At 67.8% G+C, this 20,012-nt stretch carries 19 protein-coding genes; 8 read left to right on the top strand and 11 right to left on the bottom strand.

The annotated features are described in order from the left end of the window. Nucleotides 1-16: 16 nt before the first annotated feature. From ACFWNN_RS05845 to ACFWNN_RS05835, 3 genes are all read right to left on the bottom strand, one after another. On the bottom strand, nt 17-1,081 hold the full coding sequence (locus tag ACFWNN_RS05845; protein WP_382438708.1) for a family 2 encapsulin nanocompartment cargo protein terpene cyclase: 1,065 nt from the start codon (nt 1,079-1,081) through the stop codon (nt 17-19). After that, entirely contained in the window at nt 1,081-1,935 is an 855-nt protein-coding gene (locus ACFWNN_RS05840) for a geranyl diphosphate 2-C-methyltransferase (protein WP_382438707.1), read from the bottom strand. Before ACFWNN_RS05840 ends, ACFWNN_RS05845 begins: the two co-directional genes overlap by 1 nt. Nucleotides 1,936-2,178: 243 nt before the next feature. Then, entirely contained in the window at nt 2,179-3,327 is a 1,149-nt protein-coding gene (locus ACFWNN_RS05835; protein WP_382438706.1) for an MFS transporter, read from the bottom strand. A 78-nt stretch (nt 3,328-3,405) separates the two neighbouring features. Here ACFWNN_RS05835 and ACFWNN_RS05830 point away from each other — a divergent pair, with 78 nt between their 5' ends. The 5 genes from ACFWNN_RS05830 (at nt 3,406) to ACFWNN_RS05810 (ending at nt 9,142) form a co-directional block, all read left to right on the top strand. After that, nucleotides 3,406-4,044, top strand: coding sequence for a TetR/AcrR family transcriptional regulator (locus tag ACFWNN_RS05830; protein ID WP_382438705.1), 639 nt, complete (start codon nt 3,406-3,408; stop codon nt 4,042-4,044). Nucleotides 4,045-4,296: 252 nt separating this feature from the next. Next, a complete protein-coding gene (locus tag ACFWNN_RS05825) occupies nt 4,297-7,173 on the top strand; it encodes a nitrous oxide reductase family maturation protein NosD (RefSeq protein ID WP_382438704.1) in 2,877 nt (958 codons plus the stop codon). Between the two features lie 28 nt (nt 7,174-7,201). Further along, nucleotides 7,202-7,438, top strand: coding sequence for a hypothetical protein (locus ACFWNN_RS05820; protein WP_382438703.1), 237 nt, complete (start codon nt 7,202-7,204; stop codon nt 7,436-7,438). A gap of 127 nt (nt 7,439-7,565) precedes the next feature. After that, entirely contained in the window at nt 7,566-8,426 is an 861-nt protein-coding gene (locus ACFWNN_RS05815; protein ID WP_382438702.1) for a hypothetical protein, read from the top strand. After that, complete coding sequence (locus ACFWNN_RS05810) at nt 8,423-9,142, top strand: hypothetical protein (RefSeq protein WP_382438701.1); 720 nt, start codon at nt 8,423-8,425, stop codon at nt 9,140-9,142. The genes ACFWNN_RS05815 and ACFWNN_RS05810 overlap by 4 nt, the downstream gene beginning before the upstream one ends. Before the next feature lie 277 nt (nt 9,143-9,419). Here the strand turns inward: ACFWNN_RS05810 and ACFWNN_RS05805 are convergent, their stop codons facing one another. After that, nucleotides 9,420-10,193, bottom strand: a complete 774-nt coding sequence (locus ACFWNN_RS05805) for an ion transporter (protein ID WP_382438800.1) — start codon at nt 10,191-10,193, stop codon at nt 9,420-9,422. A gap of 64 nt (nt 10,194-10,257) precedes the next feature. Beyond that, nucleotides 10,258-11,196, bottom strand: coding sequence for a cell division protein ZapE (zapE, locus tag ACFWNN_RS05800; protein ID WP_382438700.1), 939 nt, complete (start codon nt 11,194-11,196; stop codon nt 10,258-10,260). Between the two features lie 32 nt (nt 11,197-11,228). Between zapE and ACFWNN_RS05795 the strand changes: the two genes are divergently transcribed. Next, complete coding sequence (locus ACFWNN_RS05795; protein WP_382438699.1) at nt 11,229-12,170, top strand: pirin family protein; 942 nt, start codon at nt 11,229-11,231, stop codon at nt 12,168-12,170. A gap of 315 nt (nt 12,171-12,485) precedes the next feature. Further along, nucleotides 12,486-12,887, top strand: a complete 402-nt coding sequence (locus ACFWNN_RS05790; RefSeq protein ID WP_285633685.1) for an SsgA family sporulation/cell division regulator — start codon at nt 12,486-12,488, stop codon at nt 12,885-12,887. A gap of 4 nt (nt 12,888-12,891) precedes the next feature. Here ACFWNN_RS05790 and ACFWNN_RS05785 read toward each other — a convergent pair whose 3' ends face one another. After that, on the bottom strand, nt 12,892-13,779 hold the full coding sequence (locus ACFWNN_RS05785; protein ID WP_382438698.1) for a lysyl endopeptidase: 888 nt from the start codon (nt 13,777-13,779) through the stop codon (nt 12,892-12,894). A gap of 133 nt (nt 13,780-13,912) precedes the next feature. Here ACFWNN_RS05785 and ACFWNN_RS05780 point away from each other — a divergent pair, with 133 nt between their 5' ends. Beyond that, entirely contained in the window at nt 13,913-14,722 is an 810-nt protein-coding gene (locus ACFWNN_RS05780; protein WP_382438697.1) for a helix-turn-helix domain-containing protein, read from the top strand. On the opposite strand, the gene ACFWNN_RS05775 is transcribed toward ACFWNN_RS05780, so the two are convergent. From ACFWNN_RS05775 to ACFWNN_RS05755, 5 genes are read right to left on the bottom strand one after another with little or no spacing between them, the layout of a single operon-like run. Beyond that, nucleotides 14,716-15,645 carry a glycoside hydrolase family 6 protein gene (locus ACFWNN_RS05775; protein ID WP_382438696.1) on the bottom strand — a complete coding sequence of 310 codons (930 nt, stop codon included), beginning with the start codon at nt 15,643-15,645 and terminating at the stop codon, nt 14,716-14,718. The two genes, ACFWNN_RS05780 and ACFWNN_RS05775, sit on opposite strands and share 7 nt — an antisense overlap. Before the next feature lie 50 nt (nt 15,646-15,695). Next, the gene (locus ACFWNN_RS05770; RefSeq protein WP_382438695.1) at nt 15,696-15,992 is read right to left on the bottom strand and encodes a hypothetical protein; all 297 of its coding nucleotides are present in this window, start codon (nt 15,990-15,992) and stop codon (nt 15,696-15,698) included. A gap of 7 nt (nt 15,993-15,999) precedes the next feature. Next, a complete protein-coding gene (locus ACFWNN_RS05765; RefSeq protein ID WP_382438694.1) occupies nt 16,000-17,619 on the bottom strand; it encodes a glycerol-3-phosphate dehydrogenase/oxidase in 1,620 nt (539 codons plus the stop codon). A gap of 23 nt (nt 17,620-17,642) precedes the next feature. Continuing rightward, complete coding sequence (gene glpK / locus ACFWNN_RS05760; RefSeq protein ID WP_382438693.1) at nt 17,643-19,160, bottom strand: glycerol kinase GlpK; 1,518 nt, start codon at nt 19,158-19,160, stop codon at nt 17,643-17,645. Between the two features lie 22 nt (nt 19,161-19,182). Then, a complete protein-coding gene (locus tag ACFWNN_RS05755; RefSeq protein WP_382438692.1) occupies nt 19,183-19,938 on the bottom strand; it encodes an MIP/aquaporin family protein in 756 nt (251 codons plus the stop codon). Between the last annotated feature and the right edge of the window lie 74 nt (nt 19,939-20,012).

Raw genomic sequence — 20,012 nt, 5'->3', positions numbered from 1 at the left:
CGCCGCTCGCACCTCTCTACTGGTAGCGCGGATGCGTGGTGTGCCACTCGAAGCCGCCACCCATCCAGGCCTTGGTGCCCTTCAGGAACCGGTGCAGCTCGACGGAAGGAACCGCGAGCAGTGCCTTGTGCCCGGCCTCGAAGTCGCGCACGAGCTGGTTGTGCAGCTCCACGGTCCGTTCGGTGGCCTCGGCGATCGAGCACTCCCGGTCCGCCGCGATCTGCAACACCATGTTGCACACGGGTTTCTCGTCGGCGGCGTCCTTCTCCACCGACACCAGGTCGTTCACGATCACCGACGCCGTGCCCGCGGCCGTGAGCAGCTGCCGCACGCGCGGGTCGTAGTACAGCGGCGCGGGCAGCTCGTAGCCTCCGACGGCGTCGATCAACGTCATCGACGTGTAGAAGGTGTCGTGCTGCCGGGTCGCGAGGTACTGCCACGCCGGCGGGTAGTTGCCCGTGTGCCGCCATGCCGCGTAGGCGCTCCACGACACGAACATCGCGAACGTCGAGTAGCAGACCCGTTGCACGACGGTCGCCGTGGAGCGCGACGTGAGGTGCGCGATGCCCGAACGCAGACCGACGAGCACCGGGTCGGACGCGATCCGCTCCTCCAGCGCGGTGGTGAACTCGGCGGCGGGCGCCACCGGGTCCATCGCGGCCATCGCCAGCGCCAGGCGCGGCGGCAACTCGGCCGGGATCGCGCCCATCTCGGTGTCGTCCGCGTAGAGGTCGTCCGCCGCCCACCACGCCGCGTTGAGCCTCGCCGCGATGAGCAGCTGGTCGACGTCGTTCGTGTCGACGTGGGTGAGCACCGCCAGCCTGCCGAACATGCCGCCCAGGAACCGTTCCGGCTCCTCGAAACCGCACTCCTCGGCCCACGCCACGAGGCGCTCGTCCACGGCGGCCGCGAGCAGCGGGTCCTCGCGTTCGAGCACCGGCACGTAGAGCGGCGGCGCGGTGCCGTCACCCCACGGGCGTTCGGCGTAGCCCGGTTCGGGTGGCGGCTCCACGACCTCGGGCCGCCCGAGCCGGGCAGCGGAGGTGCCCAGCCCGGACGGCCCGGTGAGGAGGTCCTTCATCAGATGCGGTCCGCGACGATCAGGAGGTAGTGGAAGCTGCCTTCCTTGTACGCGGTGAGGAACGGGTCCTCGACGCCGGTCGCGACCGACGACTGCGCGCGCAGCTCCCAGTACGGGATGGTCTCCGGCGTCAGGTCGACGACGCTGATGGGCACGAAACCGTTGTCCGCCAACGCCCTGAAGTAGTAGCTGCGCGGGTGGATGTTGCAGATGTAGTGCTGGTCGATCTGGCTGACGGCCCGCGAGCGCATGCCCGTGAGGTCGTTGGAGCAGCCGGTGATGCAGACGTACCGGCCGCCGGGCGCGATGAGTCGCGCGAACTCGCCGTACAACTGCTGGAGGTCCACGTACATCGTGGTCTCGTTGGTCCAGATGCCGTTGAACGAGCCGGTCTCGAAGCCGGTGTCGAGCATGTTCTTGAAGTGGAACTTCACGTCGTTCGCGACGCCGCGTTCCTTCGCCTGGCCGTTGGCGAACGCGACCTGCTCCTCGGAGATGCTGACGCCGTCGATGCGCGCGCCGAACCTCTGGTTCGCCATGAAGCTGGTGCCACCGCGCCCGGATCCGCCGTCCATCAGGTGCGGGTTCGCGGGCAGGTCACCGAAGGCGTCGAGCAGCACCTCCGCCTGCGCGGTCTCCAGCCGGTGCATCTCCGCGATCATCACCTGGTCGCGGACGTTGGCCGGTGCCTCCAGCACCGCCGGGTCGTACTGGCCGAGCCCGTAGTGGTGGTGGTAGAGCCCGTCCACCTCGCCGAGCTTGATGTTGACCGGGTCCTTCTCCTTGTTCCAGTAGTCCGCGACGGAACGCTGGTAGTCGGTGCGCAGAACCGGCTTCACAGTGGGGCTCGCCATGACCTGAGTGGCTCCTGTTCGTTGGAACGCTCACTGCCGAACAGGAACAGACCTTTGCAGCTGTCGGCCCAACCGGCGATCCGCCGTTCAGGCTTGGTTCGGACACGAACGGGTGTGCCCGATACTGCGTTTAGGTAGGCGTCATAACCCACGCAAGCCCTGGGACAGCCCCACTTTCGTGGGTTCCTGGCGACCAACCGCATGACGTGCGTCCTCGATATTCCACGCCGTCCGAAATGGGTGTCACCCGATCGTCAGCGCCGCGATCGCCGGACCGGCCGCACCGCCGAGTTGGTAGGAGAGGGTGACGAGCCCCGAGGTGACCGCCCGGTCGCCGGGCGCCACGGCCGAGGTGGCGCGGCTCGCGGCCCACCCCATCCCGGTCGCCGAGGCGAACACGGCGAACGCGAGCGCCGCCACCCAGGCCACCGGCCACGGGGTCGCGAGGACCAGCACCACCGCGAGGACACCGGCGACGACCGGCACGAACCACGCCGGCCACCGCGCCAGCACCATCGCGGCGACCGATCCCGCCGCCATCGCCACGAGCGCAGACATGCCGATCCGGTCCACCGCCCACTGCCGTTCGAGCAACCGGGGAACCGTGTAGAGCAACACGAAGTAGGAGGTGGAGATCGCGCACACCACGATCGCGGAGGAACGGAAGGCGCGCGTCCTCACGACGTCCAGCGGCACGAACCCCTCCGGCCGCAGCCGCACGTGCCAGGTGACGAGCACGCCGAGTCCGGCGACGGCGACGAGCACCCACGGGAACCTCGGCACCAGGACGATCGCGCTCAGCAACGCCAGCACGAGCACCAGACCGACGCCGTCCCCCGCGCTCGCACTCTGCCGCGCGGGCGCCCGCCGCAGCACGGCGGGGACGGCGAGCAACCCGAGCAGCGACAGGCAGAGCGCGGCCCGCCACGAGAACTCCGCCAGCGCCGCTCCCGCCACCGGCCCGCAGGCGCCGACGAGGCCGAAGCTCGCGGCGAGGACACCGGTGCGCCGGGCCGTTCCCGCGAGCCCGTAGCCGAGGACGACCAGCCCTCCCCCACCGGCCGCCTGCAACGCCCGCCCCGCGGCCAGCGCGGGAAGGCCGGGAGCGACGAGCACGAGCACCGTGCCCAGCACGACCACCACGGAGTTCACGACGACGGCGACCCGCGCACCACGGGCCCGCACCAGGGCCGCCGTCACCGGTGTGCCGACGAGCGCCGCCCAGCCGAAGGCCGTGGCGATCCACGTGGCGGCGCCGGTCGACACCCCGAGGTCGGTGGCGAGCACGGGGATGGCGGTCGTGGCGGCGTTCGCACCGAGCGCGGTCGGGGTGGCGAGCAGGGCGAGCCACGCGACGGACACCCGCTGGTCAACGGTGGTCTGGGTGATCACGCGACCCAAAGTACACCGATGAGTGCAATTTGTGCACCGAGCTGTTTACTTCAGTTGAACGACCTCTAGACTGCGCGCATGATCGACCGGCAGGAACCGCACGGCAGGCCGGAGAAGCGGCGCGCGATCACGCAGGCGGCGCGCAAGGTCTTCGGCCGTGACGGCTACAGCCGCGCCGGCGTCGACGCGATCGCCGCGGAGGCCGGCGTCTCCAAGCGGACGATCTACAACCACTTCGCGGACAAGGAACAGCTGTTCCTCGACGTCGCCCTGGAGGGCGCGCACGAGGTGACCGCGGAGATCGGCCGGATCATGGACCGGCACCTGCGCAAGATCGTCGACCTGGAGCAGGACCTGGTCGACTTCACCCTCGACCGGGTCGCCGCGATGCAGGTCTTCCCCGACCACTTCGCGCTGGTGCGGGCGATCGAGGCGGAGGCGTCCCGCATCCCGCCCGCGATCCTCAAGGCGTGGATCGACGCGGGCCCGCAGACCGCCCACCTGCGGCTGGCGCCGTACCTGCGCGCGCTGGCCGACCGCGGGCTGCTCGTCCTCGACGACGCCGACCGCGCGTCGGCCCACCTCACCCTGCTGACCATCACCGAGGTCAACCACCAGACGTTCTACGGCGCCGTCCCCCTGCCCCACGACGAGGTCGAGGCGCTCGTCACATCCGGCGTGCGGGCGTTCCTGCGGGCGTACGGACCCCGCGGCTGAGCCGTCCGGGGCACGAACCCAAAATCCCGGTACTCCGTTCCGAGGCCCCCTCACGTCCACTCGGGCCGCGACCGGCCTCCCGGACTCCCTCGATTCAGAGGCGTGAGCTGGACCACTCACTGTCCGAAGAGGCAAAGATCCGTCATTGAAAAGCATTGCAGCATTACCCATTTCACAGACGTGAATATTTGACACACATCTAAACCATCGACTACAAAGAAATGGCCCCGCCCTGCCAAACGAGGGTAATCAATGACGAAAACCTCCCTACCCCTGCTCACGCTCCTCTTAATCGGTTCCCTGGCCGTCCCTGCCGCCACGGCGACCGCTGCACCTGCACTGACGGGCCTGGACGTCTCGTCAGGCAACCGTCGCGCACCTATTTCAGGCATGTACGACTGGTCGAAAGCGGGCTATCGCGGCAATGGCGTCCTGCCGGGAAACAATGAGGTGAATCCGAGCGCGGCCTGTCAGATCACGGCGGCCGAACTCGCTTCGCAGTTCAACGTGCGCCCGAATGACGCGGCCGACGACACGGCGGGGCTCCAGGCCGCGATCGACGCGATCAGGACGCAGTGCTCGCCCAGCGCGAGCTACACGAAGCTCAGCACCATCACGCTGCCGGCGGGCCAGCTGAAGGTCTCGAAGGAGCTCCACGTCGACGCCGACTACCTGATCATCAGGGGTGCCGGCGCGACCGCCACGAAGATCGTCTACACGCCGGACGCCTCCACCCGCTACGACGCGATCACGCCGGACGGTTCCGACTGGGACGAGGACGGCATGACGTACGGGCAGGGCAAGGGCGGCTGGCTGTGGCCGGGCCGCGGCCTGTTCCGGGTCCAGTCGCGCGGCGTGCACTCGAGCTACGCGAGCGACTACGCGTCGGCGCCGGAGAACCGCAAGGACATCTTCGAGGGCACGATCAACGTGCACTGGAAGGCGGGCGCCAAGATCTCGACGGCCGCGAAGGCCGGGGACCGCGCGATCAAGGTCGCGTCGGTGGCCAACATCAAGGTGGGCATGTTCGTCAACGTCCGCGCGGCCAACTCGGTCAAGTTCTACGAGCAGCAGTTCGCGAACGGCACCGAGTGGCCGTACCTGAACATGCACATGCGCCAGCAGATCTTCACCGTGGCATCGGTGTCGGGCACGACGGTCACGCTCGACAAACCGCTGGAGTTCGACGTCCCGGTCAACTCCACCTCGGACGGTTCACCGGCGATCGACGGGGCGACATACGACTCCAAGGTGTCGCCGCTGGTGGACCCGGTCCTCGGCGTCGGGTTCGAGAACTTCGGCTTCACGCAGGCGATGCCGAACCTCAACCCCGCCGAGGCCGTCAACAACTACGGCAACATGGCGCCGGCGGACGAGATGCACGGCATCGTCTTCAAGTGGGCCGCCAACTCGTGGGTGAAGGGCATCCGCGCGGAGATGACCGGGTCGCACCCGATCGTCACCGAGGAGGCCAAGAACCTGCAGATCGTCGACAACCACCTCGACGGTTCGTGGAACAAGGGCAAGGGCGGCAACGGCTACTTCCGCGGTTCCCGCGTGTGGGACTCGCTGTACGCCGGCAACACGTCGCGCAACCTGCGGCACTTCACGTTCCAGTGGTCCGCGTCGGGCAACGTCGTGGTGGGCAACGACTTCGACTCCGACCTGAACCTGCACGGCGGCTGGGAGCGCAACAACCTGTTCGAGAACAACAGCGTCAAGATCTCCTACGCCCACCGCTCCGGCAACTGCCGCGCGAACTGCGGCGAGGAAGGCGGCGGCGGTCCGGACGACTCGAACTGGTTCCCGATCTGGTGGGGCGCCGGCAAGAAGGCCGTCAAGTGGTCCGGTGCCTCGGGCCCGCGCAACGTGTTCTTCAACAACGGCATGACGAAGCAGTTGTCCACCAACGGTTCGTACGACGCCTTCTACTCCGAGAAGGGCCGCATCTACCAGTTCGGCTGGAACGGCACCGCCTACAAGCACCTCGACGTCGGCGGCACCCCGATCGCGGACTGGGCGAAGAACGAGCAGCGCGACTACACCGGTGGCCACGGCCTCGACGCGACCAAGACCGACGCGGCGAAGTCGTTGTTCCTCAAGAACATCCCGGTGAACTTCGCCACGGGGTCCACCGAGGACAACTTCGGCGCGCAGGCCACGATCCCGGTGGCCAGCGCCGACCAGCTGAAGGCCGCGCTGGCCAACGCGAAGCCGGGCGACACGATCCAGCTCGCGGCGGGCACCTACCGCGGTTCGTTCGTCAGCCAGAAGTCCGGCACGTCCAGCAACCCGATCACGATCTCCGGGCCCTCGTCGGCGGTGCTGATCAACGACGGACCGTCCGGCACCGCCCCGTCCTGCCCCGTCCCCACCGCGGGCTGGGACTCGGGCTACGGCCTGTGGCTGTACAACGCGCCCTACTGGACCATCAAGGGCATCACGATCGCGGAGTCGAAGAAGGGCATCATCCTCGACAACTCCCACCACGTGACGATCGACGGCGTCACCGTGCGCAGGACCGACGAGGAGGGTGTCCACTTCCGCCGCAGCTCGGCGGACGGCGTCATCAAGAACTCCACGATCACCGAAGCGGGCGTCGTCACGAAGGACTACGGCGAGGGCGTCTACATCGGCTCGGCCAACTCCAACTGGAAGTGCCACGGCAACTCCGGCGGCGTCGACAAGTCCGACCGCGTGCAGGTGCTGAACAACAAGATCGGCCCCGGCGTCTCGGCTGAGCACATCGACGTCAAGGAAGGCACGCAGGGCGGCCTGATCAGCGGCAACACCTTCAACGGCACCGGCATCTCCGGCGCCAACTCGGCCGACTCGTGGATCGACGTCAAGGGTTTCGGCTACCGCATCGAGAACAACACCGGCACATTCTCCTCGCCGGGCACGTTCAAGAACGGCTACGAGACCCACAACCCGAGCACGTCCCCGTCGTTCGCGAACGGCTGCGGGAACGTGTGGCGCAACAACAAGTCCGACCTGGGCAACGTCGGCGAGTATGCCGTGTACGTGTCGTCCACGTCGAAGTGCAAGGCCAGCCCGAATGTCGTCTACGCCTCGAACACGGCCAGCAAGGCCAAGAAGGGCGTGTCGAACATCCCGGTCACCCCGTAGAAGGCGGGGGTTGCAGGGGTCCCGATCGGTGTACGGCGGCGTCGCCGATCGGGATCCCTGGCAGGACGCGGAGCCCGCACCCTTAGTGGGGGGTGCGGGCTTCGCAGCGCCTGAGGCCTTGCTGGTTTCGACGAGCGTTGTCTGGCCAATGTCGGTGCTGCTCACAACCACGCAATTGCTGACCCGCCACGCCATGAGCGTCGCCCGATGTAAGAGTGAGCTCACCATCGCGCTCGGCTTCGAAGATTTACAGGAGACGCACTAGGCCCGAACTCCAGCGAGAACGGCACCGGCACCGGCACCGTTCGCGAGTGCATCTCTCGCGGTAACTCTTTCGCCAGGTTGGTCGATGACCCTTCCAGTCACCAAACTCGGAAGGGAGCGCAAGTCGGGTGAGCAACCGGTTGTCCTCGATCGTCAAGAGCCCGTGGTTCCTGCTGGCCGGCGTTGTCGTGGCCGTACTCAGCCTCGTGGTTGCGTTGACTGGCCCAGTGCCGGAAATCAGCAAGGAACAGACCAAGGTGTCCAGCCTGGCCGCTGAGCCGATCAACAAGCCCTTCGTGTCCGACTTCGCGCTGCCTCTCGACGTGCCGCTGGAAATGCTGCCGCAGACCGACAGCGGGGTCTACTGCAACATGGAGATGATCGAGTGGTTGCGGCGGTTTGGCACGGAGAGTCCGCCCTACCAGCGCATATCGATCCGCAGCACGGCGCAGGACGGCGCGATGCTGACTGTGGACAATCTGCGCGCAGTGGACGTGGAGCGGTACGAGGCCAAGCCTGTCATGCACTTTCACTGCCCGGACGGCGGCAACGCCGACACGGCGCTTCTTGAACTCAGGCTTGACCGGGACCGCAAAGCGCAGGAGATCGTTGGCGAATCTCAGGGAGGGAACCGTCCGTTCGCCTTCAACCTGGAGCCGGGCGAACAAGGGAACCTGGAGCTGGTGTTGAAGAGCGACGACAAGTATTCCTATTCCGGTCGAATCGTCGCCGATGTCACCACCGGCACGACGAAGGGAACTGCGTCCTTGCCACTGAACGGCGAGGACATCGCGAAGTTCGATCGAATCAATGCCGGCAAGTACGCCAGGCTCATCGTGCAACCGGGGCAGGACAAGACCAAGTTCACCTGTTTGCTCTACCCGGCAGGGACCACCGAGTGGGTCCCTACCAGGTCTGATCCGCAACTCTTCGACTGCACGGCTGCGAAGGTGCGCTCAGTGCTCGCTGAGATCGGCCGCGCGTCATGATCAAGTGGGCGTGGGCGGCAGTGCTCGCTGTGGTCGTGGCAGCCGGCGGAATCTTCGCTGTTCGTGCTCTGCCGGAGAAGAGCGGACCGAGCATCGCTGTGGAGACGGTCCAGAACGAGCGGTACCCGATTGGTGGAAGCACGGCGTCGCGCTCGACGACAGAGCCGAAGACCACGGTGGTGAACGTCGTCGCGGTCGACGCGGCCGGCAATCCTGCTGAGGGGTACACCAGCGTGGCGGAGGGCAGGGTAACCGGATGTGAACGGTCGCCGGCGTCAGTCGGAGTTGACATCGTCTCGTGCGCTTCGAGTGGCGGGGGTGGGAGAACGAACGTTTGCTGGGTCACGGCCAGCCGGACAGTCCTTCTGTGCGGCAACACACCCTGGGAGAAGACACTCCGAGTGGTGAGAACGGACGTTGCTGTGGGGAAGTTCGGTTCTCCTGAGTCTCCTCAGCCTTGGGGCCTCGAGCTCGACGGTGGCACGAAATGCGTTCTAGCGGTTGGAAGCTCCTCGTCTGGAGAGAACAACCTCCTGAGCGACTACGTGTGCGACAAGCCCGGGCAGTACTTGCTCACGGGTTCGGGGCATGTGGCAGATCGCTCCAAGCCGGTCTGGACTGTTCAGCGCGGCAGGCTCGATCCATCCCCGGAGAAGCTCTCTCCGCCGGTCGAGGTGAAGGTGATCGCCGCGTATTTCGCGGCAGCATCGAACTGAGGTCTGTCGGCCCATCAGCACCGGATCCGCGCTCGTGTGCCGCCCTCGGTCCACAACCGAAGCCACTGATGCTGGTGGCGCCGAGAAATACCGAGCCGTGATCAACTGCTCACCGGACAGGCCTCAACGAACCAGGTCGGGTCACAGGTCGCGGTCTCTCGGACACCAGCGGTTCGACCTCGACGATCCATTCCCTCGGCGGTGCGAAGCCCTGGGCCGCGCGACGATCGGCGTCGGGTCGCCAGTCTCGTCTACAACGCGGCTTACAGGACAGGCGCTAGGCGTTCTGGCGCATCGCGCGCACTTCCTCGCGCAGCGCCTTCACCTCGCGCAGCAGCAGGTCGTCGTGCGCGGCGGAGCGGGGCGCCGGCAACGTGATCTCCTCCTGCATCGCGCTGCACACCACGGCGATGAACAGGTTGAGCATCGTGAACGAGCCGACCATCAGGTAGACGAGGAAGAAGATCCACGCGAACGGCTTCTGCTCCATCAGGTCCCGCATCACGTCCGACCAGCCGTCGCCCGTGGTGATCTGGAAGAGCGTCAGCAGCGTCGGGCCGAGGCCGGTGAAGCGCGGGTCGCCGGTGTCGCCGAACAGGTTGCTGGCGATCACACCGCCGATGTAGACGAGCAGCACCAGCAACCCGGACAGCGACACCAGGCCCGGGATGGACCGGACGAGCGCGGTGACGACCCGGCGCATGCTCGGCACCATCGCGACGAGCCGCAGCGCGCGCAGGATCCGCAGGCTCCGCAGCACCGACAGCGGTCCCGCGGTCGGGATCAGCGCGATCGCCACGATCACGAAGTCGAAGACGTTCCACGGGTCCTTGAAGAACTTCCAGCCGAACGCGTACAGCCGTGCCGCCAGCTCGGCCGTGAAGATCGCCAACGCCGCGTGGTCGATCACCGTCAGGGCAGTCCCGAACTTCGCGTGCAGAACCGTGGACGTCTCGGCTCCCAGGGTGATCGCGTTGATCACGATCACGGCGAAGATGAACATCTGGAACGGGTTGCTCTCCACGAGCGAGCCGACGCGGGCGCGCACCATCTTCACTTGCTGCTCCTACGACAGGGGTTTTGCTACCTATCGGCGGTGGAGCGGGGCCAACTGTTCACCCGGTCGTGTTGATCAGCTCCAGTCGACTGGCGGTGCGATCCAGGTCACGCACCTCGCCGCCCAGGATCTCGGCCAGCGGGTGCTCACTCACCAGTGTCAACCTGACGTCGGCGTCGACCAGCACGTCGACGACGTTCGCGAACCGTTGCCGTGCCTCGCGATCGCGGTTCTCGAGCTTCGGCACGCCGGCGATCACCCAGTCGTCGTAGCGTTGGACGAGCTCCAAGTAGTCCTGGGTCGAGGTCGGTTTCTCGCACAGGTCGCCGAAGTCGAACCAGACCTTGCCGCATTCCTCGCCGAGCGCGGTGATCGCCCGGCCGTTGACCTCCAGCACGACCGGGGTCGCGGGCAGCGCCGCCGCCGTCACGATCGCGCCGGTCTCGAACCGCGACCGCGGCGCGCCGTGCAGGTGCCGGTAGTCGGTGGGGCCGTCGAGGTGGACGACGTCCATCAGCTGCTTGATCAGCGCGATGCCCGGCAGGAAGTGGTCGTGGAAGAGCGGGTTCGGCAGCAGGCCGTCCGGCGGGTAGTTGGAGGTGGCGATGATCATCACCTGCCGCCGTTGGAGCTCCTCCAACAACCGCGTCATCAGCACGGCGTCGCCGACGTCGTGCACGTGCAGCTCGTCGAACGCCAGCACCTTCGCCCGCCCGACGAGTTCCCGCACCGCCTTCGCGACCGCCCCGCGCACGTGCAGCCGTGCGGAGATCCGCCGGTGCAGCTCCTGGAAGAACGCGTGGAAGTGCACCCGCTTCTTGGGCTCCGGCAGCACGTCGAACACCGCGTCGGCCAGAAAGCTCTTCCCCCGCCCCACCGGCCCGTGCAGGTAGACACCCTTGCGTCGCCCTTGGAGCTCCTCCAACCGTTCCACGGCCGCGAGTTGGGCCGCATCGAGCTCGTACCCGCCGGCGGACACGTGCGCACGAAGATCCACAGTTACCCCCGCGCCAGCCTACGATCACCACCGTGAGCAATGTCGAGGCCGAGCCCGCAGAAGTGACGTGCACCTCCACCCCGGGCGGCGTGGAAGTCCTCACCCCGCGCGACGTCCCGCTGGGCGGCCCGAGGGCGATGTCGGTCCGCCGCACGCTCCCCCAGAAACAACGCTCGCTGATCGGCGCCTGGTGCTTCTGCGACCACTACGGCCCGGACGACACCAGCATGGACGTGGCCCCGCACCCCCACACGGGCCTGCAGACCGTGAGCTGGCTCTTCACCGGCGAGATCGAACACCGCGACAGCCACGGCGTGCACGCCTACGTCCGGCCCGGCGAACTGAACCTCATGACCGGCGGCCGGGGCATCTGCCACTCCGAGCAGTCCACCCCGTCCTCCACCACCTTGCACGGCGTCCAACTCTGGCTGGCCCTCCCGGACGCCCACCGCGACGCCCCGCGCGACTTCCAGCACTACGCCCCGCCGACCGTCGACGTCGACGGCGCCTCGGTCCGCGTCTTCCTCGGCACCCTGGCCGGCTCCACCTCCCCGGTCCGCACCTTCACCCCGCTCCTGGGCGCCGAACTGGTGCTCCCGCCGGGCACCTCGCTGACCCTCGACGTGTCGGAGGAGTTCGAGCACGGCGTCCTCCTCGACACCGGCGACCTCCGCCTCGGCGACACCTCGCTCGACCCGAACTCGCTCGGCTACCTCGGCACCGGGCACACGTCGTTGACGCTTTCAACGGTCGAGGGCGCGCGGGTCGTGCTGCTGGGCGGCGAACCGTTCGGCGAGGAGATCGTCATGTGGTGGAACTTCGTCGGCCGCACCCACGACGAGATCGCCGCGTACCGCGAGGAGTGGCAGGCGGAGACCGACAGGTTCGGCCGGGTCGAGGGCTATCCGGGCGACCGGCTGCCCGCCCCGAAGCTGCCGGGCGGCCGGCTGCGGCCCCGCGGAAACCCGGCCTGATCAACGTCACCTAACGTGCCGAATTAGCTACGGAAAGCACGTCCACCTTTAACTAAAATTAAGGTTCGACCGCGGGACCGTCCCATCATCCGGGCCGCGAGCCGTCCGTCTCAGCCCGTGATCCCATCCACAGATGACCGAACCCGACCTGCGCAAATCATCTAAAGCCGCAGGTCAGGCCTCAACCACACATCTGTCTCACCTGGCGGATTCCGCTGCATGCGAAAAGTCATACTTCAGGACCATTGAAAATCACGTTCCGATCGCTTTTCCTGATCGAGGCATCCACGGCGGCTGCCGGACGTCTAAGGGGGCATGAGGAACGTGACACGAGTGGGCGCCGACTCGACATTCGCCTTCATCGCCCCGTCCGGGCGCCCGTTGCCCGTTGACGTCGAGCTCGGCTACCGCGCCGACGACCCCCACGCCGTGACCATGACGTTCCGCATGGGACGGCAGGAGACCGTGTGGCTGGTGAGCAGGGACCTGCTCGCCGACGGCCTGATCACCACCAGTGGTGCGGGCGACGTGCGGTTGCGGCCGCACAACTCCACCACCGCCGTGCTCGAGCTGCGGTCCGACGTGTCGCACGCCGTGTTCCACGTGCAGTCGTCGGAGCTGCAGGAGTTCCTGAACTCCACGTACGACGTAGTCGCCCCCGGTTGCGAGAACGACTACGTCGACTTCGAGGCCGAGCTCCGCAAGCTGCTCGACTGAGGCGCTACCGCACGCCGTTGTTGATGGCGCGCGCGTAGGCCGCTGCGTTGCCTTGTGCGCTGCACGCCTTCATGTCGTCGTACAGCCACATGAAGCCGCCGGTGATGCCCGCCGAGGTCTTCCAGGACCGCATCTTGCTCTCGACGGTGGCCGGTGAGTCGCCCGCCGAGCAGCCGCTGCCGTGCTTGCTCCACAGGCCGGGGTCGACGGTCATGCCGAGCGCGCGGTTCCAGGTCGCGGGGTTGTTGCCCGCGCCGCCCGCGTAGCCCTGCAGGTAGACGCGGTCCACCAGCGAGCCGAGGTTCGACTTGAGGCTCGCCCAGAACGACTGGTTCGTGTACGGCGCGAACGTGAACTTCGAATAGCCGAGCCCCTGCGCCATGCGCGCGAAGGCCGCGGTCGGCGACACCTGGTAGAACGACTCGTCGTCGTTGTTGATCGCGTCGGCGCCCGTGGCGGTGCGCAACGCCTGGAAGTTGCGGTACAGGATCGACGAAGGCCCGGTGCCGCCCGAGCTGATCAGCGCCGCGATGTTCTCCCAGTCGCGCACTCCCCACGACCCCACCGACACCTCGATGCGGTTCACCGACGTCGGCGCCTGCTTCAGCGTCCGCAGGCGCGCGGGCCAGCCGGAGTCACCGACGTAGCGCCCGCTCTGCACGATCAGCTTGTCGTTGAGGTAGAGATCGCCGTTGGGGTGCACGTGGACGCTCCACAGGATCACGGTCGTGAACCCGGACGAGCGCAGGGTGTCCATCACGGCTTGGCCGTCGGAGTAGAACGGGCCACCGCCGAAGATCGCCGACCGCGGCGACGCCTGAGCGGACGCAGCCGGGACGAAGACCAAAGCCAGCAACACGGCGAGAAGAGCGGGGAACCAGGGCCGCTTCATCGTGTCTCCCTTTCGTTGGTACGACTCCAACATCTCGGGCGGCGGCCACACCCCACCCTAGCGACACGATCAAGAGCGGTTCACCCGAACGAGGCCGTATCATGGAGTCGTTCCAACCCATACGTTCGAAGTCGTGACAGCGACGAACTCCACCGCCTACAGCAGGGACCTGGGTGACGAACTGCGCCGCCTCCGGCAGCGGTTCACCGGCCTGCGGGGCCGCGCGATGGCGCAGCAGCTCGGCTGGGACCCGAGCAAGGTCTCCAACCTCGAGCACGGCAAGATCAAGGGCAGCGACCTCGACCTCGCCCAGTACCTCACCGTGTGCGGCAAGGACATCGACTTCTTCGAGGACTTCACCGCCCGCTACCAGAACGCCTTCGACCCGTACCTCGCGCAGCGGCCGGACAACGCGCACACCCTCGCGATGACCGAGGCCGCCGCCACCTCCATCACGGCCTACGACGTCCTCAGCGTGAACAGCCTGCTGCAGACGCCGAACTACGCCCGCGCCCTGCAGGCCGCGACGGGACAACCGGTCGAGGACCTGGACCGCAGGGCGGTCGTGCGCCGCCCCAACGGCCCGAAGTGCGTGTTCTACCTGCACGAGCTCGCCCTGCGGATGCGGCTCGGCAGCGCGCAGGTCATGGAGGAGCAGTACGTGTGGCTGCTCGCGAACTCCTCCGTCATCCGCATCGTGCCGGAAGAGGCGACCACAGCGGCGTTCCAGTCGGCGTGCACGCTGTTCGAGTTCGACAAGGCCGCGCCGCTGGTCTACGCGGAATCAGGCCTGGCCAAGGTCTTCGCCCAAGGCGAAGCCTCCGTCGAACGCGGCCGCAGGCTCTTCGACCTGCTCGACGAGATCGCCCTGGACGAGACCCGGACGAGGCGCAAGCTCGCGGAGCACCGCGGCCCCACCCCGATCCGCGCGCTGGTTCAGTAGCCGTGGACCAGGTCGAACGCGAGCTGCGGGTCGAACTGCCCCGCGTCGACGTTCGGCGCCTTGCCGCACCGCCCGTCCGAGTCACCGGGAACCTTGACCCACAACAACATCTCCGCACCCCCACCGGTGCGCGCGGGCGTGCCGAGCTTGCGCGTGCCGGGGTTGCACCACTCCCCGTTGTGGCCGTTGCCGTTGCGGCTGGTGTCGATCACGTACGGCTTGGCGTAGCCGGGCAGCGCCCCGCTGACCGCGTCGCCGTACGCCGTCGACGCCGAGGTGGTGTGGTAGTTGGACACGTTGATCGAGAACCCGCGCACGTTCCGCACACCGGCCGAGTCCAGGCGCCCCGCCATGGTCGCGGCCGGCACCCACTGGGCGTTGCCCGCGTCGAGGTAGGCCCACGTGTTGGGCGCCTTGGCCTTGAACTGCTCGGTGGCGTACTTGATCATCGCCGTCCGTTCAGCGATCTTGCCCGAGTCCATGCAGTTGAAGTCCGCCAACGAGTCCGGCTCGATCACCACCACGGCAGGCCGGGACCCGATGGCCGAGGCGAAGGAGGAGATCCAGGTCCGATAGGCCTGCGGCGTCCCCGCACCGCCGCCGGAGTGGCCACCGCACGCGTCGCGGCCGGGGATGTTGTAGGCGACCAGCACCGGCAGCTTGGTGCCGGTCCTGCCCACGTAGGACGACACGGCCGTCTTGATGTCGCCGCTCCACGCACCGAACCACCGGGCGATCGGCTTGGTCGAGATGTTCGCCTTGATGGCAGGCTGCCGGCCATCGCCCACGTGGTCGCGCACCCAGACGGCGGGGTTGGAGTCGGGGTCGACGTAGAAGCCGTCGGTCATGCTGACAGGACTGGCGTGCGCGGCAGGGGCCGTGGCGAGCACGGCCAGCAGCGCGAGGGTGAGTGCTCTGATCATGACGACGACACTCGCGCGGGCCGCCTAAGGAGCGGTAAGTCGAGGCGAAGTCAGCGCGGAAGAAGCCCGGCTTGCAGGGGCAACAACGGCGCTGTCACCTGCCCCAGCGGCCCGCTCCTCACCACTCCCCCAGGCGGTCCAGCGAACGGATCCGCCGGGTCCACCACGTCGGGCATCCGGGCCCACACGGCCCACCGTTCGTCCCACGCCTGGATCACCTCGAGGTGCCCGCCGGGGAGGAACCGGGCCAGGTGCACCCCTGCGACCTGCCCGGTGTTCCCCAGCAGCGGAAGAAGGCGGAACCCACCTTCCCGCCGCAACCTCTCGATCAGCTCAGCGCTGTCCATCTCACAGTCACATTCCTATCTGGGCAGCCAACCTCGTATCAGCCCGATAAGCCTCAACTGCAGCATCACGTTCAGCGTCAGACCATCCCAGCGGCCCGGCGATCAAAGCAGCGACCTCGGAAGCCGCCGAAGCACCGAAGTCCAGGTGCTCCATGGCGATCCGGGTGCGCCGGGCCAGCACGTCCTCCAGCCCCAGCGCGCCCTCGTGCGTCACCGCGTACACGATCTCCGCCGCCAGGTACCCGGCGACGGGCTCCCCCAACGACGGGTCCTGCGCGACGAGCGCCAGCACGTCCGACACCGCGGAGCCGTAGCGGCGCAGCAGACGCTCCACAGTGGACGTGGGCAGGCCGGACTCCGCAGCGATCCGAGCCCGGTCCGCCCACAGCTCCTGGAAACCGACCGCGCCGCACAACGGCAGCCGGGCGGTCAGCGACGGTGCCACCGCGCGCCCCAGGCCCGCCACCGCCGCGTTCACGACGTCCGCGGCCATCACGCGGTAGGTCGTGTACTTGCCGCCGGCGATCACGAAGAACCCCGGCTCCGGCTCGGCGACGGCGTGCTCGCGCGACAGCTTCGAGGTGTCGCTGGAGGCACCGGCGAGCAACGGTCGCAGGCCCGCGTACGTGCCCACGACATCGTCCACGGTCAACGGCGTCCGCAGCACGGCGTTCACGTGATCGAGGATGTAGGAGACGTCCGCCGCGGTGGCCGAGACGTCCTCCGGCGCGCCGGAGTAGGGCGTGTCCGTGGTGCCGATGATCCAGTAGGCGCCCCAGGGGATCACGAACAGCACCGACTTCTCGGTCTGCGTGATCAGCCCGCCGTCGAGCTGGATCTTCGACCGTTCCACCAGGACGTGCACGCCCTTGGACATCTTCACGTGGAACGGCGGTGCGCCAGGCGACATCGAGTTCAGCGAGTCGGTCCACACGCCGGTCGCGCTGATCACCCGACGAGCGCGCACCACGTGCGTCACGCCGGAAAGCTCGTCACGCACCGAAGCACCGGAAACCCGGCCATCGGTGCGCAGCAACGACGTGACCCGTGCCCGCGACACGACCGTCGCACCGTGCTGTGCAGCCGTTCGCACAAGAGTCGCAACGAGTCGCGCGTCGTCCATCTGCGCGTCGTAGTAACGAATCGCGCCCGCGAAGGCGGAGGAATCGATCGACGGACCGACGGAGGCCATCTTCCGACGGGAGAGATGCCGGTGCATCGGCACGGCTCCGGCGCCGCCGATCGAGTCGTACAGCATCACGCCCGCGCCGACGTACGCGCGTTCCCACTGCTTCTTCAACGGGAAGAGGAACGGCACCGGCCGCACCAGGTGCGGTGCGAGCCGGCGCAGCAACAACCCGCGTTCCTTCAGAGCTTCCCGGACCAGCTTGAACTCCAGCTGCTCCAGGTACCGCAGCCCGCCGTGGACGAGCTTGCTGGACCGGCTCGACGTGCCCGCCGCCCAGTCGTCGGCCTCGACCAGCGCCACGGAGAGGCCGCGCGACGCCGCGTCCAATGCAGCGCCCGCGCCGACCACACCACCTCCGACGACGAGTACGTCGAACTCCGTGCCGCCCAACGCCTCCAGGGCCTGGGCACGCCGAGCCGGATCCAGCCTCGCGAACAACTTCAGCTCCTCAAGGGAAAGGACTAGCGGACGTCGTCGTCGACCCAGTCGAACGACTTGGTGACGGCCTTCTTCCAGTTGCGGTACTGGCGCTCGCGCTCGTCGGCGTCCGCCTCGGGCGTCCAGCGCTTGTCCTCGGCCCAGTTGGCGCGCAGCTCGTCGAGCCCGGACCAGTAGCCGACGGCCAGACCGGCGGCGTACGCGGCACCGAGCGCGGTCGTCTCGGCGACGACCGGACGCACCACCGGCACGTCGAGCACGTCCGCCTGGAACTGCATGAGCAGCTCGTTGGCGACCATGCCGCCGTCGACCTTCAGCTCGGTCAGCGGCACGCCGGAGTCGGCGTTCATCGCGTCCAGCACCTCGCGGGTCTGGAACGCCGTCGCCTCCAGCACGGCACGCGCCAGGTGACCCTTGTTGACGAACCGGGTCAGGCCGACGACCGCGCCGCGCGCGTCCGCTCGCCAGTACGGCGCGAACAGGCCGGAGAACGCGGGCACGAAGTACGCGCCGCCGTTGTCCTCGACGGACGCGGCGAGCGTCTCGATCTCCGGCGCCGAGCCGATGATGCCGAGGTTGTCGCGCAGCCACTGCACCAGCGAGCCGGTGACGGCGATGGAGCCTTCCAGCGCGTAGACGGGGGCCTCGTCGCCGATCTTGTAGCAGACGGTCGTGAGCAGACCGTTCTTCGACGCGACCTTCTCCGTGCCCGTGTTCAGAAGCATGAAGTTGCCGGTGCCGTAGGTGTTCTTGGCGGTGCCGGGCTCGTAGCAGGCCTGGCCGAACGTGGCCGCCTGCTGGTCGCCGAGGATGCCCGCGATCGGCACGCCCTTCAGCACACCGCCGGGGCCGCCGTTGCCGTACACCTCGGAGGAGGACCGGATCTCCGGCAGCATGGACACCGGGATGCCCATCTCGCCGGCGATCTCGGCGTCCCACTGGAGCGTGTCGAGGTCCATCAGCATGGTCCGCGACGCGTTGGTGACGTCCGTGGCGTGCACACCGCCGTTGGGGCCGCCGGTGAGGTTCCACAGCGTCCACGTGTCGGTGTTGCCGAACAGCAGGTCGCCCGCCTCGGCCCGCTCGCGGGCGCCTTCGACGTTGTCGAGGATCCAGCGGATCTTGGGGCCGGAGAAGTAGGTCGCCAGCGGCAGGCCGACCTTCGCCTTGTAGCGGTCGGCACCGCCGCCGAGCGCGCCGAGTTCGTCGACGATCGCCTGGGTGCGGGTGTCCTGCCAGACGATGGCGTTGTAGACGGGCTCGCCGGTGTTCTTGTCCCACACCACCGCGGTCTCGCGCTGGTTGGTGATGCCCACGGCGGCGAGGTCGCCGGTGTTGAGGTCGGCCTTCGCGAGCGCCTGACCGATCACGAACCGGGTGTTCTCGGAGATCTCCACCGGGTTGTGCTCGACCCAGCCGGCCCGCGGGAAGATCTGCTCGTGCTCCTTCTGGCCCACGGCGACGATGGAACCGCTGTGGTCGAAGATGATCGCCCGCGTGCTGGTCGTGCCCTGGTCGACGGCGAGAACGTACTGCGACATCGAAGAAGTCCTTTCCGGAGAGTCAGAACGCGAGCGAAGCGATCACACCGGCGAGCGCGCCGCCGATGATCGGGCCGACGACCGGCACCCAGGCGTAACTCCAGTCGGAGTCCTTCTTGCCGATCTCCTGGCCCTCGCTGCCCTTGTACGCCATGGGAAGCACGGCGTGCGCGAGGCGCGGGCCGAGGTCACGGGCCGGGTTGATCGCGTAGCCGGTCGGGCCGCCGAGGGAGGCGCCGATGCCGACGACGAGCAGCGCGACGGCCAGCGGGCCGAGCTGCGACGGGGTCTTGGCGAACGCGAGGACCACGAAGACGAGGACGAACGTGCCGATGATCTCGCACACGAGGTTCCAGGCGTAGCTGCGGATCGCCGGGCCGGTGGAGAACACGGCGAGCTTGAGACCGTGGTCGTTGGTCTCCTCGAAGTGCGGCTTGTAGGCGAGCCAGGCGACCACGGCGCCGAGGAACGCGCCGAGCATCTCGCCGGCGAAGTAGACGAGCGTCGAGCCGAAGCTGACGGGAACACCAGGGGCGTACTCGGCCGCACCGCTGGTGAGAATGCCGATCGTCACCGCCGGGTTGAGGTGCGCGCCCGACTTGAAGGCGACGTACACACCGGCGAAGACACCGATACCCCAGCCGAAGTTGATCAACAGCCAACCGCCGTCGAAACCCTTCGACTTGGCGAGCAGCACGTTGGCCACCACGCCCGCACCCATCAACAGCAAGATGGCAGTACCGAGCACCTCGCTGAGGAACACTGACCCGAGACCCACGCTGGCCTCCCATTCATCCTTGAACGGCTGATCACCCCGTGGTGATTGAGGCGGAACGTATGAGTGTCTGAACA

The sequence above is a fragment of the Lentzea sp. NPDC058450 genome (assembly GCF_042721395.1).
Taxonomy (GTDB): domain Bacteria; phylum Actinomycetota; class Actinomycetes; order Mycobacteriales; family Pseudonocardiaceae; genus Lentzea.
The sequence above is the reverse complement of the archived record's forward strand: the minus strand, read 5'-3'. Positions and strand labels throughout refer to the sequence as shown.

Excerpts from the sequence above, each read along its gene's own strand:
- ACFWNN_RS05775 (WP_382438696.1), bottom strand. The coding sequence starts at position 15,645 with ATGATCAGAGCACTCACCCTCGCGCTGCTGGCCGTGCTCGCCACGGCC.
- glpK (WP_382438693.1), bottom strand. The coding sequence starts at position 19,160 with ATGTCGCAGTACGTTCTCGCCGTCGACCAGGGCACGACCAGCACGCGG.
- ACFWNN_RS05770 (WP_382438695.1), bottom strand. The coding sequence starts at position 15,992 with ATGGACAGCGCTGAGCTGATCGAGAGGTTGCGGCGGGAAGGTGGGTTC.
- ACFWNN_RS05805 (WP_382438800.1), bottom strand. The coding sequence starts at position 10,193 with ATGGTGCGCGCCCGCGTCGGCTCGCTCGTGGAGAGCAACCCGTTCCAG.
- ACFWNN_RS05830 (WP_382438705.1), top strand. The coding sequence starts at position 3,406 with ATGATCGACCGGCAGGAACCGCACGGCAGGCCGGAGAAGCGGCGCGCG.
- ACFWNN_RS05825 (WP_382438704.1), top strand. The coding sequence starts at position 4,297 with ATGACGAAAACCTCCCTACCCCTGCTCACGCTCCTCTTAATCGGTTCC.
- ACFWNN_RS05810 (WP_382438701.1), top strand. The coding sequence starts at position 8,423 with ATGATCAAGTGGGCGTGGGCGGCAGTGCTCGCTGTGGTCGTGGCAGCC.
- ACFWNN_RS05845 (WP_382438708.1), bottom strand. The coding sequence starts at position 1,081 with ATGAAGGACCTCCTCACCGGGCCGTCCGGGCTGGGCACCTCCGCTGCC.
- ACFWNN_RS05790 (WP_285633685.1), top strand. The coding sequence starts at position 12,486 with ATGAGGAACGTGACACGAGTGGGCGCCGACTCGACATTCGCCTTCATC.
- ACFWNN_RS05785 (WP_382438698.1), bottom strand. The coding sequence starts at position 13,779 with ATGAAGCGGCCCTGGTTCCCCGCTCTTCTCGCCGTGTTGCTGGCTTTG.
- ACFWNN_RS05840 (WP_382438707.1), bottom strand. The coding sequence starts at position 1,935 with ATGGCGAGCCCCACTGTGAAGCCGGTTCTGCGCACCGACTACCAGCGT.